This is a genomic window from Mesorhizobium sp. M7A.F.Ca.ET.027.02.1.1 (assembly GCF_004022985.1).
GTDB lineage: Bacteria > Pseudomonadota > Alphaproteobacteria > Rhizobiales > Rhizobiaceae > Mesorhizobium.
Window position 1 is genome coordinate 1 of the sequence record NZ_RZOL01000943.1, and the last position, 449, is coordinate 449.

Annotated in this window: 1 pseudogene; it reads right to left on the reverse strand. The window is 57.0% G+C overall.

What is annotated here, in order from left to right:
• A pseudogene (locus tag EN749_RS37130) lies at window positions 1–449 on the reverse strand (hypothetical protein); the annotation flags it as partial.

Here is a 449-nt window from a genome sequence, read left to right on the forward strand (position 1 = left end):
GTCCTGAATCGCCATATTGTTCAGGTTGGGGTTATCGACCCGAATGTTGATGGTTTTGATCGGCATATGGCCGTTGGTGAGCGTGGTTTCGTGGTCCTTCGCCTCTTTGTCGACGTTAATGCGAAACAGGACGCGTACCAGCCACATGGAGAGCAGAATGCCGCAAATCCCAAACGGATAGGCCATGGCGTAGCTCATCCCCATCTGGTCGACAATGCCGGGTTCGATACCCAAATCGCGCAGGATTTGCTGCCCGGCACCGAGCGCAGGCGTGTTGGTGACCGCCCCGGAGAAAATGCCCAGCACCACGGGCAGCGGGATATCGAAGATTTTGTGCAGAATTGCGGTGACCAGCCCGCCCATCACCACAATGCCGAGGGCAAACAGATTGAGCCGTAATCCGGAGACCCGAAGTGAGGCGAAAAAGCCCGGTCCCACCTGAATGCCGA